This is a genomic window from Chitinophaga rhizophila (genome assembly GCF_019492185.1).
Classification (GTDB): domain Bacteria; phylum Bacteroidota; class Bacteroidia; order Chitinophagales; family Chitinophagaceae; genus Chitinophaga; species Chitinophaga rhizophila.
On sequence record NZ_JAICCF010000002.1, the window covers coordinates 834401 to 850669 of the forward strand.

12 protein-coding genes are annotated in these 16269 nt (G+C 45.8%); 7 read left to right on the plus strand and 5 right to left on the minus strand.

The annotated features are described in order from the left end of the window. Positions 1–36 precede the first annotated feature (36 nt). Genes K1Y79_RS12350 through K1Y79_RS12365 form a run of 4 tightly spaced genes read left to right on the plus strand, consistent with a single transcriptional unit; the run spans position 37 to position 4509 of the window. Positions 37–1707, plus strand: coding sequence for an MFS transporter (locus K1Y79_RS12350; RefSeq protein WP_220250333.1), 1671 nt, complete (start codon positions 37–39; stop codon positions 1705–1707). Beyond that, complete coding sequence (locus K1Y79_RS12355) at positions 1679–2644, plus strand: ROK family protein (protein WP_220250335.1); 966 nt, start codon at positions 1679–1681, stop codon at positions 2642–2644. The genes K1Y79_RS12350 and K1Y79_RS12355 overlap by 29 nt, the downstream gene beginning before the upstream one ends. A 38-nt stretch (positions 2645–2682) precedes the next feature. Further along, entirely contained in the window at positions 2683–3738 is a 1056-nt protein-coding gene (locus tag K1Y79_RS12360) for a N(4)-(beta-N-acetylglucosaminyl)-L-asparaginase (protein WP_220250336.1), read from the plus strand. A 9-nt stretch (positions 3739–3747) separates the two neighbouring features. Beyond that, a complete protein-coding gene (locus K1Y79_RS12365; protein ID WP_220250337.1) occupies positions 3748–4509 on the plus strand; it encodes a copper homeostasis protein CutC in 762 nt (253 codons plus the stop codon). Positions 4510–4607: 98 nt separating this feature from the next. Here K1Y79_RS12365 and K1Y79_RS12370 read toward each other — a convergent pair whose 3' ends face one another. The 5 genes from K1Y79_RS12370 to K1Y79_RS12390 all read right to left on the minus strand — a co-directional run bounded on the left by K1Y79_RS12370 (position 4608) and on the right by K1Y79_RS12390 (position 12286). After that, entirely contained in the window at positions 4608–6071 is a 1464-nt protein-coding gene (locus tag K1Y79_RS12370; protein ID WP_220250338.1) for a RagB/SusD family nutrient uptake outer membrane protein, read from the minus strand. Positions 6072–6085: 14 nt separating this feature from the next. After that, complete coding sequence (locus tag K1Y79_RS12375) at positions 6086–9568, minus strand: SusC/RagA family TonB-linked outer membrane protein (RefSeq protein ID WP_220250339.1); 3483 nt, start codon at positions 9566–9568, stop codon at positions 6086–6088. Positions 9569–9744: 176 nt separating this feature from the next. Next, positions 9745–10839: a FecR family protein gene (locus tag K1Y79_RS12380; protein WP_220250340.1), complete on the minus strand. Its 1095-nt coding sequence runs from the start codon at positions 10837–10839 to the stop codon at positions 9745–9747. Between the two features lie 91 nt (positions 10840–10930). Next, positions 10931–11494 (minus strand): RNA polymerase sigma-70 factor, encoded by a 564-nt coding sequence (locus K1Y79_RS12385; protein ID WP_317197482.1) that lies wholly within the window; start codon positions 11492–11494, stop codon positions 10931–10933. Positions 11495–11875: 381 nt separating this feature from the next. Further along, positions 11876–12286, minus strand: a complete 411-nt coding sequence (locus tag K1Y79_RS12390) for a hypothetical protein (RefSeq protein WP_220250341.1) — start codon at positions 12284–12286, stop codon at positions 11876–11878. 330 nt (positions 12287–12616) lie between these two features. Between K1Y79_RS12390 and nagB the strand changes: the two genes are divergently transcribed. From nagB to K1Y79_RS12405, 3 genes are all read left to right on the plus strand, one after another. Beyond that, positions 12617–14542 carry a glucosamine-6-phosphate deaminase gene (gene nagB / locus K1Y79_RS12395; RefSeq protein ID WP_220250342.1) on the plus strand — a complete coding sequence of 642 codons (1926 nt, stop codon included), beginning with the start codon at positions 12617–12619 and terminating at the stop codon, positions 14540–14542. 89 nt (positions 14543–14631) lie between these two features. Next, positions 14632–15066 (plus strand): phosphohydrolase, encoded by a 435-nt coding sequence (locus tag K1Y79_RS12400; RefSeq protein ID WP_220250344.1) that lies wholly within the window; start codon positions 14632–14634, stop codon positions 15064–15066. 118 nt (positions 15067–15184) lie between these two features. Beyond that, complete coding sequence (locus tag K1Y79_RS12405; protein ID WP_220250345.1) at positions 15185–16078, plus strand: class I SAM-dependent methyltransferase; 894 nt, start codon at positions 15185–15187, stop codon at positions 16076–16078. Positions 16079–16269 lie beyond the last annotated feature (191 nt).

Sequence of the window (16269 nt, forward strand, 5' to 3'; positions counted from 1 at the left end):
TTTATCGCGCAAAAATTACAGTAATTTAACACGTTTATGGCTCAACAAACAAAGCAAAGCACACATCCATCTTTCTTTGTACTGATACTTGTATTTTTTTTCTGGGGTTTTGTGGCTGCATCTAACAGCATCTTCATTCCCTTCTGTAAAGCGCATTTCCACCTGGGACAACTGGAATCTCAGTTAATTGATTTCTCGTTCTATGGCGCTTACTTTATCGGCTCGCTGTTGCTGTACCTGATTTCAGCTCTGCGAGGCGTAGACATCTTAAACAAGATCGGTTATCAGAAAGGGATTATTTACGGCCTGCTCATCTCTGTAGTAGGTGCAATCGCGTTAATCGCCGCAGTGAACATCGGCAATGAAATGGCTGACGCCACTGCCGCATTTTATCTTATTCTGGGAGCTTTCTTTATCGTTGCGCTGGGCTTTTCATTGCAGCAGACTGCTGCAAACCCCTTTGCTATCTTATTAGGCGATCCGGCTAAAGGTACTCACCGCCTCAACCTGGCGGGAGGTATCAACTCCTTTGGTACCACTATCGGTCCACTGGTTGTAAGTATTCTTCTCTTTGGTTCTGCTAAAGACGCCTCCGTTTCTGCAGATACAGACATCAGCAAGATCAATACACTGTATGTATTACTGATCGTATTGTTCCTCGTTGCCGCAGCGATCTTCTGGTTCTCCAAGATGCCAAAAGGCACCTCTGACGAGCCATTTGAACAATCTCCCCGTGCTAGTAAATCTCTGGGCGGTATCTCTGCAATGTTCGTACTGATCATGGTAGGTCTTGTGCTGAATGCAATCAAAACATCAATCGGTTTCTCAGAAACTACAGACCTTGGTCTGCCGTTCTTCCTGATCGGTATTGTAGGTATCCTGGCTATCCTCTTCTACTCCCTGAATCAGGCTCGTAAAGACGGTAATGGTTGGGGTGCAATGAGATATCCCCAGTTGATCATGGGTATGATTGCCATCTTCGTATATGTTGGCGTAGAAGTTACCATCGCCAGTAACATGGGTGCATTGCTTAAACATCCGGGCTTCCTCACATTGGAAGGCCTGTCTGAATCACAGATCGATCCATATGTTTCCCTGTTCTGGGGTAGTATGATGGTGGGTCGCTGGACAGGTGCTATTACCGTATTTAACGTATCCAAAACTACCCGTCAGGTACTTTCCGTTATCGTACCGTTTATTGCCTACGGTGTGGTCCTGGGTGCAAACCATTTGAAAGGAACAGATGTGAGTGTACTGTATCCATACGCTGCAGTACTTGTAGTACAGATCATTGGTTTCTTCGCAGGTCAGGATAAACCGGCTAAAACGCTGATGATATTTGCACTGTTGGGTATCATGGCCATGGTAGTAGGTCTGTTTACTACCGGTGAGGTTGCAATATTCTCATTCATTGCGGGTGGCCTGTTCTGCTCCGTAATGTGGTCCTGTATCTTCGCACTGGCTATTGCTGGTCTGGGCAAATATACCAGTCAGGGATCTTCGTTCCTGGTACTGATGATCCTGGGTGGCGCGCTGGTACCTCCTGTTCAGGGTGGTCTGGCTGATCTGCCATCAGTAGGCATCCATTATTCTTACATTATACCGGTTGTATGCTTTGCATACCTGGCATTCTTCGCATTCAGAGTTAAAAACATATTAAAATCACAGGGAATAGATTATGAGTCAGCAATTAGCGGTGGGCATTGATATTGGAGGAACCAATACAAAGTTTGGCATAGTAGATCGCAGAGGTAATATTCTGTGTGATGGTCGTATGCTAACAAACCAACACGAAGACGTTCATGGCTTTCTGGATGAGTTGCATGAACATCTCTCCGTACTGATAGCACAAGTAGGTGGCATCGAAAACATCAGAGGTATTGGTGTAGGTGCACCAAATGGTAACTTTTATACAGGTAATATCGAGTATGCTCCGAACCTGCGCTGGAAAGGCGTTGTTCCTCTGGCTAAACTGCTGGGAGAAAAGTTTGGCGTACCAGCTATCCTTACTAACGATGCTAACGCAGCAGCACTGGGTGAATTTCAGTATGGTGCAGCAAGAAGTATGAGAGACTTCATCGTTATCACACTGGGTACCGGTGTAGGTAGCGGTATCGTAGCAAACGGTCAGCTGATATACGGTCACGACGGTTTTGCCGGCGAACTGGGTCACTGTATAGTAATACCTGGTGGCAGATACCATCCTGGTACAGGTGCTCACGGTTCATTGGAGGCTTATGCTTCTGCAACAGGTGTAACCAATACAGCTCTGGAATTTCTGGCTAACCGCCCGGACACCAAAAGTATCCTGCGCGATCATCCGAAGGAAGAAATCAATTCCAAAGTGATATATGAAGCTGCAATGAAAGGCGATCCCCTGGCAGTAGAAGTATACGAGTTCACCGGTAAAATACTGGGTGAGGCCCTAGCCAACTTCGTAATGTTCTCCAGCCCTGAAGCAATCGTCCTGTTCGGCGGTCTTACCAAGGCGGGCGACATGATCATGAAGCCTGTACGCGAGCATATGGAGAAAAACCTCCTGCCTATCTTCCAGAATAAGGTGAAACTCGTGTTCTCCGAACTGAAAGAGAGCGATGCTGCTATCCTGGGTGCCAGCGCACTGGCATGGGAAATGAAAGATTAAACTTTCGACCGGTTATCCGGTATTATAAATAAAGAATTATGCAAGATCGCAGACATTTCTTAAAAGCAGCGGCCATTGGTGCCGCTGCTTTATCTTTAGATGGCATTACATCTGAAAAAGCACAGGCAGCTGCTGCCCTGAAAAAAGGAAAGGGAGCTAAACCTATCGTCGTGTCTACCTGGGATTTTGGCCGCGCTGCCAACGAAGCTGCCTGGGAAGTACTTAAAAAAGGCGGGCGCGCACTGGATGCGGTAGAAGCTGGTGTTAAAGTACCTGAAGCTGACCCTAACAACCATACCGTAGGATACAGCGGATACCCCGACCGTGATGGCCGTGTAACCCTGGATGCCTGTATTATGGATGAACTGGGCAATTGTGGCTCCGTAGCTTCGCTGGAACATATTGCACACCCAATCTCCGTGGCACGCGCTGTGATGGAAAAAACCCCTCACGTAATGCTGGTAGGTGATGGCGCATTGCAATTTGCGCTGGCCAATGGTTTCAAAAAAGAAAACCTGCTCACCCCGGAAGCTGAAAAAGCATGGCGTGAATGGCTTAAAACATCTGAGTATAAGCCTATCATGAATATAGAAAACTCTTCCTATGGTCCTGACAAAGGCACCACTTTCAATCCGCTCAAACTGCCGGGTAATGTGTATAACCACGATACTATCGGTATGGTTGCACTGGATGCCGACGGCAACCTATCCGGTGCATGTACTACCAGCGGTATGGCTTATAAGCTGCATGGCCGTGTAGGTGACTCTCCTATTATAGGTGCAGGCCTGTATGTGGATAACGAGGTAGGCGCTGCTACTGCTACCGGTGTTGGTGAAGAAGTGATACGTGTTGTAGGCAGCTTCCTGGTAGTGGAACTGATGCGTCAGGGATACTCTCCTGAAGCAGCCTGTAAAGAAGCAGTAATACGTATCGTTAAAAAGAACAAAGAAAGAGCTAAAGGAGTGCAGATTGGCTTCCTGGCTATCAACAAAAAAGGCGAGCATGGCGCGTACTGCATGCAGAAAGGATTTAACTATGCTGTGCTGTCTCAGAAGGAAAACAACGTCCTGATAGACGGCAAGCACTATTTCTAACTATTAAGCATGGACAACAAGATCACGCTTGAAATCTGCGCCGGCTCGGTGGCTTCCTGCATTGCTGCGGAAGAAGGCGGCGCACACCGTATTGAATTGTGCGATAACCTGCTGGAAGGCGGCACTACTCCCAGCTATGCCACCATTGCGGTGGCACGTGAAAAAGTCAACATAGACCTCTACCCTATCATTCGTCCCCGTGGTGGTGACTTTCTGTATGACGACCTGGAATTTACCATGATGCAGAAGGATATCAAACTATGTAAGTCGCTGGGCTGCAATGGTGTGGTTATCGGACTGCTAACTGCAGACGGGAAAATAGATAAAGTACGTACTAAAGCCCTGGTAGACCTGGCCTGGCCAATGGGAGTTACCTTCCACCGTGCCTTTGATATGACAGAAGATCCTTTACAGGCGCTGGAAGATGTTATAGAAACCGGTTGTGAACGCATTCTGACTTCCGGCGCACGTAATACTGCCGTAGAAGGTATTTCCTTACTGAAAACACTGGTCGAGAAGGCTGCAGGCCGTATCGCTATTCTGGTGGGTTCAGGTGTTCGCGCGCACAACATAGCAGAACTGGTAAAGGAAACCGGTGCGAAGGAATTTCATACAACAGCAAAAGCTTATGAAGAAAGCGGCATGGTATACCGTAATCCAAATGTGAGCATGGGCGGCATACCCGGCGTACCGGAATATGGCATCTCCAAAACACAGGTAAGCGAAGTTAAAAAGATCCTGGCACTGGCAAATGAAGCTGCAGGTATTTAACTACCCGCCAGTTTCTTACAACCTCTATAAAAGCAAAAAGGGGCGTCTCCGGAAGGAGGCGCCCTTTTTCGTATCGGTTTAGATTTGCTGTTAGCTTATTACAGATCGTTCTGAATGATAGTGCCATTCGCATTGATCTCATCCTGAGGAATCAGAAATTCCCAACGGATATCACCTGCAGGCACCTGCATCAGACCATTCGTGAACGTGTTAGAATGGTTAGTACCAGTTCTGTCCAATGGCTGGTTCAGACGTTTCAGATCATAGAAACGGAAACCTTCACCCCACAGTTCAATACGACGATTAGTCATGATTTCTTCCAGCAGTGCGGCACCTGTAGCTGTGCTCCTGGTATAATTAGGATCACGGTTAGACATTAACTCGAATAATGCATCAGCGGCACCTCCATTGTCATTAAGGCGGGCTTTCGCTTCAGCTTCAATCAGGTACATTTCAGCAACGCGCATGTACGGTACGTCACCAATACTGCTGCTGCTTGCAACCAGGAACTTCTTGTTCATATAAGGCGCTCTGATACCACCGGAAGGAACGGGAACACCGGTACCGGTAGGGCTCCATACCTGTCTGCGGATATCTGTGGCTGACATTCTTTCGTACAGCACGTTATTGATCGCCTTTGGATTCGTTCTGATGTTAGAAGAGTTGAAGTTTGCTGACATGTAAGCAAAGAAAGAATAGAAGTAAGTAGTCTGTTCAGAGATCTGATGGCTACCCCACATCCACTCAACATTACCATAGTCATTGAAACCCTGCAGATATTGATCGTTTGCCATCAGACGTTTCCCGGCTCTTGCTTCAGCCGCATATTGTGCAGCCGTAGCCCAGTCCTGCTGTGTCAAAGCAACACGTGCTTTGATACCCTTTGCAACGGCTCCGGTAATGTGAGATGCATTATCAGTATAACCTTCCAGGTGTACAACAGCTGAGTCAATATCCTTATTAATCTGAGTATATACTTCAGCAACAGTAACTCTTGGTGTTGGTGTTATGATGTTTGTCAGCACCAGGGGAACACCCAGCTGGGTGTTATTGGAGGTAGCATCAAAACGTTTACCATACATCTGTACCAGGTTCCAGTAAGCCCAGGCACGGTAGGCTTCGGCCTGTCCTTTAACGATGTTCTTTTCAGCAGGATCACCATCTACGTTATCGATGTTGGTGATGATCATGTTTGCGTTAGCAATGATCTTATAATAGAAATAGTAAGTGTATTTCAGGAAAGTGGCTGTAACCGTCCGATGGGTCATCCATTGATATTGGGCGTTGAACCAACCATTACCGGCAGCAGTCATTACCAGGTCATCACCCAGCATATCATTGTTGATCATGATGCTACCCTGACCACCCTGGTCCTGGTTGTCGTACTGGATATACAGTGAACGGTGAATACCGTTAATTGCAGCCCAGGCACCTGACATATTGCTGAATACTGCTTCAGACGGATAAGCGTCTGTCGGATTTGTATCAAGATATTCCTTGTTGCAGGAACTGAAAATTAATGCCGATGCGGCTATGAGTATACCAAATAATTTCTTAGTCATCTTTCTTTCTGTTTTTAGAGTCCAACATTAATACCTACGGTCACTACACGAGCAGGAGAGTATGCGTTTGAAGTTACACCGCTGAATGCCTGTGTTACGTTCATACCCTTACGAGCTGTTCTGAGATACAGGTTCTCACCGCTTGCAAAGATGTTTGCGCTGTTGATACGCATTGCAGAGGTCCATGCTTTAGGCAGGGTATAACCCAGACTTACCCTTCTCAGGTTCACGAAGGAAGCGCTTGTCAACCAACGATCTGATGTTCCCGCATTGATATTATTCACGTTATTGAACTGCATTTTAGGAACGTTGGTTTCATCTCCTGCTTTCTGCCAACGCTGTAATGCGTCAACGTGCAGTGCTGAACCATAAGTACCACCATGCATCAGACCCATATAAGTCTGGTCGTATACTTTACCACCGATCTGGTAGCTCACTACGAAAGACAACTCAAAGTTCTTGTAATTGAAGGTGTTGGTAATACCACCATATACATCAGGAATTGCAGAACCAGCATAGTGATAACGTGCATTGCTCAGCAGGATAGTAGCGGTATCACCATTTTTGGTTACGCGGGTATTCCTGTTGTTAGGATTGATGGTAGTGTTCTGTGCTCTGTACAGTGGCTGACCATCTTCAGGATCAACACCCAGGTATTCTCTCAGCCAGTAGTCAAACTGAGACTGACCAACCATCAGCTTCTTAGTACCAGAAATGATCTCTCTCTGAGGCTGTTCTGTGATCTGGTTTTTATACGTAGTCGCATTCAGATTTACATTCCATTTGAAATCTTTGTTACGTACCACATCAACACCTACCTGTACTTCGAAACCTTTGTTCCACATAGTACCGATGTTCCTGTTCTGGAATGTCAGACCGCTGGATAAAGGTGTTGGTACACGGAACAGGAGGTTGCTTGACTGACGGTGGAAATATTCGATGCTACCGGTTACTCTTTCTTTAAAGAATCCGAAGTCTACACCTACGTCAAAGGTCTTATTCTGCTCCCATACCAGGTTGCTGGCGATAGTACGTTGCAGTACACCTGGCTCAGCTGCATTCGGATAAGGATCATATAATGCCTGCCATGCATAGTAAATAGCATTACCATCTTCATCCAGTAACGCGTCATTACCTACTGAACCATAGGAAGAACGTACTTTCAGCAGGTCTACCCAGCTCTGGTCTTTCATGAAGCTCTCATTGCTCAGGTTCCATGCTGCACCTACTGACCAGAAGCTACCCCAACGCAGATCTTTTGAGAAACGGCTGGTACCATCACGACGGAAGGAAGCAGAAGCAAAGTATTTCTGATCGTAGTTATAAGTAGCACGGGTGAAGTAACCTTCTGTGCGATATTTATCTGTACGGGAACTCAGGGTGTTGGTAGTTGTGAAGTTATCCAACTCTGTAGATGCACCATCAACAATTACCATCTGTCTTGCACCGTAGAAGTAGTTGTAGGTACGGTCGAAATTCTCATGACCTAGCAGTACATCTATGTTGTGCAGACCGAAAGTACGGTTGTAGTTCAGTAACTGGTTGAATGTGAAACCGGTAGTAGTACGGCTGGTACGGCTTGCGCGTCCTGCAGGCGCACCATCACCTACTGTAGTATTATCGAAAGTACCTACCAGGTCATTGGTTACGTCCACACCCAGGTTGGTAGTGAATTTAAAATCACGGAGGAATTTCACTTCACCGAATGTTCTAGCAGACAATGCGTTGCGTTTGAAGCTGTTGTCATTCAGTTCAGTTTCCTGAATAATGTGACGACCAGCGTTTGCGCCTGCAGGTCTTGCTACCTGACCACCCAGGGAACCATCACCCAGATCATAGATGGTATTACCATTTCTGTCCAGTACCAGTTCACCTGTTACAGCGTCACGTGCATGGATCGGATAGATAGGACCCATGTTCCTGGTGAAGTTGAACGGGTTGATATAAGCAGTGCTGTTATCCACGGTGTTAGCCTGGTTTGATTTAGTGAATGTACCATTCACATTCAAACCTGTTCTGAACCATGACAGCGGATTTGAGTTTACATTGATACGACCGTTGATTCTTTCAAAGTCTGACTTCATTACGAAACCTTTCTCTTTCAGGTAACCCAGGGAGATAAAGTAATCGCTTTTGTCAGAACCACCGTTGAAGCTAACGCCGTAGTCGCCACGGGTACCAGTACGCTGAACAGCCTTTGTCCAGTCCAGATCATCTGCATAACGCAGCTGAGCGTCAGGGTTCAGGGTACCATCGGTACGTACGATATCATTGTTGGCAACATTGAAAGGGTTGTATCCCAGACGTTCTGTAATACGATTTGTAGCGGTCTGGTTAGCGGCTTCCAGTGTAGTACTACCAGTGAACAGGGTATTTCTGTAAGACTCCCACATCAGCGGATAATACTGGAATGCATCTACACGCTCATATTCAGGAATAGCGCGGGAAGTGATACCCTGCATACCTCTTACGTTAACACGGTGGCTACCGCGTTTACCTTTTTTGGTGGTGATGATCACCACACCGTTTGCGGCACGTGCACCATACAGAGCAGAAGCAGATGCATCTTTCAGCAGGGACATGCTTTCGATATCATCTGTAGCCAGGGAGGATATATTACCTTCAAAAGGTACACCATCCACTACATATAACGGTTCGCTGGAAGCGTTGATTGAACCTACACCACGGATACGGATGCTAGGACCAGCGCCTGGCTGACCGCTACCTGCGTTAACCTGTATACCGGCAGCAGCACCTTCCAGTGCATTGAATACGTTAGAGATAGGGCGGGTCTGCAGCGCTTTGGAATCGATCTGCGCCAGAGAACCTGTAAATGTTTTACGGTTTGCAGTACCATAAGCGATCACCACTACTTCATTCAGTCCTTTGGTATCTACCTGCAGGGTTACGTTGAGTGAAGTACGGCCACCTACAGCTACTTCCTGGTCGATATGACCTACGTAGCTGAATACCAGTACTGCGTTAGACGGTGCTGTCAGTGTGTACTCACCTTTCATATCGGTAACAGTACCGATGTTGGTTTTAGCCACACGTACGCTAACACCTACCAGTGGCGTACCAGCAGGATCAGTAACACGACCTTTTACACTGATGTCAGCCATCTGCTCAGCTTTAGGAGCGATGCCTACCAGTTTGTCAGACATTACACGATAGGTAAGACCAGTGCTGTTTAATGCAGCAGCCAGTACCTGTTCTACAGTCTTATCTGTTACACTTACCGTCACCTTGGTATCAGCAGCGATAGCATCGTTGCTGTATACAAAGCGGTAATCACTTTGCTTTTCAATGATTTTAAGCAATTTAGCCAGTTTTACATCTTCCAGGTCCAGCGTGAACTTTTTCTGAGAGAATACACTGGCAGACACCTGCATACAGGTTACGAGTGTCAGCATAAAGGCCAGTTTCATCAATAGAATTGCTTTTAGAAAAGACTTCGGTTTAGGTAAAAGAAACAGATTAAGTCTGGTTTTTTCCATACTTTTAGATTGTTTAAGGTCAATAAAATGCATTGACAGGTTTCATCGCCAAATGAAACGCACCTGTCCTGCGCTGATCTTGGTTAAGGGGGGAATGTTGCCGCATTTCCCCTTTCTCTTGTTCAATAGTTACAAATCAATAAGTTCAATAGTTTGTTACATAAGTAAAGGAGTATTTATCGTTTTATGATTATTTTCTTCTTATCAATATGATAGTGAAACGGAGCCGTAAATTTTAATGCTTCCAATGTCTGATCCACTGTTTCGTTAATAAAAGTCCCCGTAAAACGGCTCTCTGCTATTGTTGCATCTTCAAAAACCATCTGCACATCATACCACCTTTCCATTTTAAGCGCAATATCTTCAAAACGCTCATTGTTGAATACCAGGCAGTTTTCTTTCCAGGCCGTTTCTGCAACCAGACTGTCTGACGGATTAACCGTTACTTCTTCGAGCCGGTATGGTGCCTTATCATGCTGTATAGCAACAGGCACTGCGGGCGCTGGTTTTGGCTGCTGGTCATTCTGCAACACTAATTTCTGATTTGGTGACAAAATCACCTTCTTTGGTATATCCCCTTTAATTGTAACTTCTACTTTACCCTGAATAAGTGAGGTTTCTACTGTTTTGTCCTCCTCATAAGCTCTGACATTGAACGTTGTCCCTAATACTGTAATGTCCATTTTCCTGGTGTGGATAATGAAGGGCCTTTGTTCATCCTTTAATACATCAAAAAAGGCCTCTCCTTCCAGCACTACCTGCCTGCTGTTGTCCTGACCATAATCATAGGTCAATTTACTGCCAACATTCAGGTAAACCGTCGATCCGTCAGGCAATGTTACCGTAGACCGTGATCCATGCCGGGTGCTGATCTCACTTACCAGTTCTTTATTATCATGGTGTCTGTGCCCCCTTGTACTCCATAATCCCCCTATGACTGCCAGCAAAGATGCAGCAGCAGCCAATACATGCCATCTGATACTGCGGAACCAGGATTTCTTCGCTACTTTTTCCTGAAATACACTTTCCAGCGACTTTGCTGCAAAATCAGCAGGAAATAACTCCTGCATCCGCAGCATATGCCTCCCGAGTGCAATCTCTATATCTTCAGTGCCCCCAGGCGATTGCAGTTCCAGTTCTTTCATCAGAGATGCCTGATAACTCAGTTGGGCATCATCCTTCAGAAGTACTTCCAGTTCCCGCAACTCATCCAAAGTAGCTTCACCCGATATTTTTCTTCCCAGCAATATCCAGGTTCTGTCTTGACTCATAAACGTTATTATGGGCTTTACATCTAATAAGACAGCGTTTTTTTAACAATCTACTAAGCAATCTGAAAAAAAATTTAACGAAAATTAAACATTAGCGTTTTGGAAGATATAAACGCAATGATTCACTGATCTTTTTGCAGGCTATGGCCATCTGAACGTCAATTGTGTTCACAGATATCTCCAGGATACTGGCTACTTCTTTGTATTTAAGTCCGTCTTCGCGGATCAGCTTATATATAATCTTGCAACGGGGCGGCAAGTTATTCACCGCATCGGCCATCTTTCTGGCCATCTCTCCCGATATCATTAATTGTTCAGGGGTACTGTCAGCCACGCTGACATCTACAGATAATTCATCAATACTGAAATGTTGTAACTGCTGTTGATTCAGATAATTGAGAGCGGTATTACGGGTAGCGACATACAAATAGACCTTCAGGTTGCTGACCTGTAAAAGGCGCTCCCTGTTCTTCCAGATGTTCATAAAAACGTCTGAAGCAATTTCTTCTGCCTGTTCATTGGATTTTACCACAGATGACGCAAACTGGCACAATGGCTTATAAAATTGTCGAAACAATTGCCTGTATGCCTGCTCATCTCCGGTCGCTATCCTTCCGGCGAGAATTTGTATAGTAGCATGGTCTGGTGTCTGCACTACCGGGTTATAATTTTTATCTCTGCACCTTAAAATTAGTCCAAAAGACTTCAAAATCACAATACCGTTCTGAAGCCTGGGGACATATAGATTTTATAACAATAAGTTCTGTCCTTTGCCGGTTTAAACATTGTCCCCTGATGGCGGCTGTATGTTTGTGGTGTCCCGGTTATAAAATGTATATCTGCTCTGGAGATATACCACATCCAAAGTATTGAATATTCCATTTATAACAAAATAGAAAACATTAAACTTAATAGCGCTATTAGCCGTAAACCTTATAAGTCCCCTTTTTGTGTTAAAAATAAAAATGCTTAATACTGCATCCGGAAATGTTCAGTATTAAGCATTTAAATCGTAACAGGCAGCTATTCTGCTACCTTATTTTTTGCTCACCCATAAGGTCCAGTCCTGATCAAATTTATACCACTCCCCTTTAGGACCTTCCCATTTCCACTCAGGTACTTCTGCCCAGTTGGCACCCTGGTCGGCGCTCCACCATAACTTACCGTCCCCTATTTTAAGCCATTTGCCGTCTTTGTCGGCCCACATACCATCTTCCACTGCGGCCCATTTCTTACCATCGGTACTCCACCACAGCTTTGCGCTCTTATCGATCTTGTACCAATAGGTTTTATTATCCTTCATGCCTTCCCAGACACCGTTTTTGGCCTTTGCCCAGTCGTCTGTTACAACGCTATGATGTTCAGGAGTTACAATACCATTATCTGCCTTTGTAATTGTAACGATAGAGAAACATGCGCAGGTCATCAATAAAAGAAGTCTTTTCATTTTATCAGTTTTTTAGAAGATATAGCCGGTACGTAACAACAGGGCTGCTTTGTAGCGCCACCAGCGGAATGATTGGAGGTTTTTCTGCGGTCATGCCCTGGCTGACCGGTTCACTGCTTGCAGGTTAAGATGTACACCTGCAATAATTAACGGTATTAAAACTCTGATGGTTTTATCTCAATTATGAATATTATGTTAAGGGTAGTCTGTACATTTATCCAAATTTGTTGTTTCCCGCTTAAACAAAGCCTCAAACTTCTATGTGATTAAAGAGATTTTTTTTAATTTTCCGTCTCGTTTTTAAACCGCATCTAATCCAAAACATTAATCATGACGCTTAATCATCAGGAAATTGAACTGATCGACAGTTTCGAACAGATAGCCGTGGATATATATCCTACCGCTAAGGACGGTTCCAGAGCAGTTGCGCAGGAAATAGCAGCACTGATTAAGGAAAGGCAGGCCGCCAACAAACAAGTTGTGCTGGGCCTTGCAACAGGTTCAACCCCTAAATATCTTTATGCAGAACTGGTAAGATTGCACAAGGAAGAAGGGCTTAGCTTCAAAAATGTGCTGACCTTCAACCTGGACGAGTATTACCCGATTGAACCAGATGCACTTCAGAGCTATAACAGGTTCATGAAAGAGCAGCTTTTCAATCACATCGACATCCCTGCAGGTAACTACTTCGTTCCGGATGGCACCCTGCCAAAGGAAAAAGTAAAAGAATATGCCGCCGAATACGAGCGCCGCATAGAAGCTGCCGGTGGCATCGACCTGCAAATCCTGGGTATCGGTACAAACGGTCATATCGGTTTCAATGAACCTGGTTCAACCCTGAACTCACACACTCGTCTCGTTACACTGGATCATAACACCAGACAAGCTAACGCCTTCGAGTTTGCCAATATGAGCCAGGTGCCTCGTCTGGCTATTACTATGGGCCTGAGCACTATCTTCAAAGCCAAACGTATCGTACTGCTGGCATGGGGTACCCACAAAGCTAAGATTGTACGCAGATCTGTAGAAGGTCATAGCTCTGATCAGGTACCTGCTTCCTTACTGCAGCAGCACCCTGACTGCAAATTCGTGATCGACGAACAGGCAGCTGAAGAACTGACCCGCTACAAAGAACCATGGCTGACCGGCGACTGCGAATGGACGCCTAAACTGCGTCGTAAAGCGGTTACCAACCTCGCCCTGAAACTGAATAAACCCATCCTCATGCTCACCGACAGAGACTACAACGAAAACGGTCTGAATGACCTGATCGTACAGTACGGATCTGCCTATGAACTGAACATCGAGGAATTTAACGGCATCCGCGATACCATCACAGGATGGCCAGGCGGCAAACCAGGCACTCAGTTGCCAAGCCACCCTGAACGCTCACAGCCTGAGAAAAAACGCGTACTGATATTCTCTCCACACCCGGATGATGATATCATCTCTATGGGCGGTACCTTCATCCGCCTGCACGAGCAGGGGCATGATGTACACGTTGCTTACCAGACTTCCGGTAACATCGCTGTAACCGACGAGTTCCTGCTGCGCTATATCGACTTCGCAGTAGGTTTTGAAGGTATGTTCGGCATCGACCGTAGCAAAAGCTCCCAGATCCTGGAAGATGCAAAAGCATTCCTCCGTGTGAAGAAGCCAAGCCAGAAAGACACTGCCGAAAACCGTGCTATCAAAGGTCTGATCCGTCGCGGTGAAGCAAAAGCTACCTGCCGTTACGTAGGTATCCCTGAGTCTAACATCCACTACCAGAACCTGCCTTTCTACGAAACAGGTACTATCGAGAAAAAACCAATGGGTGAAGAAGACATCCAGATGACCGTTGATCTGATACGTGAAGTAAAACCTCACCAGATCTTCTGCGCCGGCGATCTCGCTGACCCACATGGTACTCACAAAGTATGTCTGGAAATCATCTTCGCAGCCCTCGACAGACTGAAACACGAAGACTATATGAAAGACTGCTGGGTTTGGATGTATAAAGGCGCATGGCAGGAATGGAATATCCATGAAATCGAAATGGCTGTACCAATGAGCCCTGACCAGGTATTGCAGAAACGCCTCGGTATCTTCATACACCAGAGCCAGAAAGACGTCGTTCCTTTCCAGGGATCTGACCTCCGTGAGTTCTGGGAAAGAGCTGAAGACCGTAACGCCAACACAGCTAACCTGTACGACCAGTTAGGTTTACAGAAATACGCTGCTATGGAAGCTTTCGCAAGATATCACTTCATGTAGGCCAACAGCCTAATCATAACATCGGCCTCCGTTACGCTCCGGCAGTAACGGAGGCTTTTTTATTGCACACTTTTTGCTAGCTTTAAACCATGACACTCTCCCAAGCCATATCCATTGCCACAGACGCTCATGCCGGCCAGCTCGACAAGTACGGCGCTCCATACATCGCTCACGTGATGCGCGTAATGCAACTCGGTAAAACAACAGATGAAAAAATCGTAGGTGTGCTACACGATGTTGTAGAAGACACCTCCTGGACTTTTGAACAACTGGCCGAACATGGACTACCTCCACACCTGATAGCTGCCCTTCAATGCGTCACCAAACTGTCTGATGATGAAGACTATGACCACTTCATCGATCGCATTATACCCAACCGCCTGGCCTGTCTGGTTAAACTGAATGACCTGACAGATAATATGGACATCAGACGGATACCGGAACTGACGGAAAAAGACATACCACGCTTTAACAAATACCTGATAGCTTATAATAAAATTGCGGCAGTTATATCCCGTAATTAAATATTCGCTACATTTAGGAACGTCAAAATTTCAACCAATATCTGTCACGCTGGTCATGTAGCTGTTAAACCTACCACGTTTGTAATCTGCCAATTATCATTTAAAAACTATATCCGTTATGAGCCTGGTTCCTGCCAGCAAGGCTACTACTTACCTGGCCTTATTACGCGCCATTGAGTCTAACCGTCCTGCAAGTAAACGCCTGTTGTACGACCCGTACGCAAAACTATTCCTGTCATCCTCTTTCAGACTGGTAGAACTACTGTCACGCATATCTTTCCTCAATACATTCATTGCCTGGTTCATAGATAAAAACTGGACGGGGGCACTCACTTGCTGTGCTGCCAGAACCAGACTGGTAGACGTCATGACTGTCAATACTGTCGAAGATGAAGGCATCAATCAGGTCATTGTATTCGGTGCTGGCTACGACTGCCGCTCCCTTCGGCTAGACATGAAAAAACGTGTACAGTTTGTCGAAGTAGACCATCCTGCATTCCAGGCAGGAAAACGGCATGTCCTTTCCCGCTCCTCCTTCAGCTCAGGCAGAGAAACTATGACTAACTATATTACTGCCGATCTGAATACGCAGGACCTCGATCAGGTACTGCCACAGTTGTTCCAGAAAGGACATTATAAAACCATGTTTATCTGGGAAGGCGTAACCAATAGTATCGCCGATCCGATCGCTCCCAGGGTATTCGACTACTTCAAACGTTTCCGGCCAGGCACCATTATCATCTTTACTTATGTAGATAAGGCTGTGCTGGAACATCCTGAGAAGTTTGCCGGTGCTGTGGCTATCACCCGGTTGCTCAAAAGCAACAATGAATACTGGAACTTCGGGATAGATCCGGCTAATATTAAACAGTTCCTGGCTTCGTACAATATGGAACTGATGTATAACCTCGATACCGGCAAATACCGTAAACTGTACTATGGTGAAGATGCTGCGGATATGAAAGGTTATGAATTTTACCGGGTAGCTATGGCCAGGGTAATAGAACACTAGCCACGCCCGTTCACAATTATTGCCAAAATACTATCAGAAATAACGCACTTCCGCCATCTTTTGTATAGCGCTTCTTCGCCGCAGATTCGTCGCTTGTTCGTTGCTTGTTCGTCCCAAACAGGCATTTCCGCCACCAGCATGGGTTTGTCATTCTACTGGTAGCCGGAAATGATACTTTTTTCACCTATCCT

Excerpts from the sequence above, each read along its gene's own strand:
- K1Y79_RS12355 (WP_220250335.1), top strand. The coding sequence starts at position 1,679 with ATGAGTCAGCAATTAGCGGTGGGCATTGATATTGGAGGAACCAATACA.
- K1Y79_RS12350 (WP_220250333.1), top strand. The coding sequence starts at position 37 with ATGGCTCAACAAACAAAGCAAAGCACACATCCATCTTTCTTTGTACTG.
- K1Y79_RS12375 (WP_220250339.1), bottom strand. The coding sequence starts at position 9,568 with ATGGAAAAAACCAGACTTAATCTGTTTCTTTTACCTAAACCGAAGTCT.
- K1Y79_RS12400 (WP_220250344.1), top strand. The coding sequence starts at position 14,632 with ATGACACTCTCCCAAGCCATATCCATTGCCACAGACGCTCATGCCGGC.
- K1Y79_RS12365 (WP_220250337.1), top strand. The coding sequence starts at position 3,748 with ATGGACAACAAGATCACGCTTGAAATCTGCGCCGGCTCGGTGGCTTCC.
- K1Y79_RS12405 (WP_220250345.1), top strand. The coding sequence starts at position 15,185 with ATGAGCCTGGTTCCTGCCAGCAAGGCTACTACTTACCTGGCCTTATTA.
- K1Y79_RS12380 (WP_220250340.1), bottom strand. The coding sequence starts at position 10,839 with ATGAGTCAAGACAGAACCTGGATATTGCTGGGAAGAAAAATATCGGGT.
- nagB (WP_220250342.1), top strand. The coding sequence starts at position 12,617 with ATGACGCTTAATCATCAGGAAATTGAACTGATCGACAGTTTCGAACAG.
- K1Y79_RS12360 (WP_220250336.1), top strand. The coding sequence starts at position 2,683 with ATGCAAGATCGCAGACATTTCTTAAAAGCAGCGGCCATTGGTGCCGCT.
- K1Y79_RS12390 (WP_220250341.1), bottom strand. The coding sequence starts at position 12,286 with ATGAAAAGACTTCTTTTATTGATGACCTGCGCATGTTTCTCTATCGTT.
- K1Y79_RS12370 (WP_220250338.1), bottom strand. The coding sequence starts at position 6,071 with ATGACTAAGAAATTATTTGGTATACTCATAGCCGCATCGGCATTAATT.